This is a genomic window from Kluyvera chengduensis (assembly GCF_044197065.1).
GTDB lineage: Bacteria > Pseudomonadota > Gammaproteobacteria > Enterobacterales > Enterobacteriaceae > Kluyvera > Kluyvera ascorbata_C.
This window is the reverse complement of sequence record NZ_JBIQOI010000049.1, coordinates 1-207: the sequence shown is the minus strand read 5'-3', so window position 1 is coordinate 207 and position 207 is coordinate 1. Positions and strand designations below refer to the sequence as shown.

Annotated in this window: 1 protein-coding gene; it reads right to left on the bottom strand. The window is 53.1% G+C overall.

The window, feature by feature from the left end; translation table 11 throughout:
• A partial coding sequence (locus ACH1XZ_RS23320; protein ID WP_395597315.1) for an IS3 family transposase occupies nucleotides 1–207 on the bottom strand: 207 nt, incomplete at both ends.

Here is a 207-nt window from a genome sequence, read left to right as displayed (position 1 = left end):
ACGCACTGGCAGCCGCTGTTTTCCCTTGCGACGAAAATTCAGTTTCAGCAGGCAGTAAATCCGGTGAACACGTTTATGGTTCCAGGTATTGCCCTGCCTGCGCAGCAGCTGGAACAACTTCTTAAAACCGTAGCGCGGATAGCGTTCTGCCAGTTCAGTCAGCGCACAGATCACCGGTTCATCACGTCGGGTATCGGGCTGGTAAAA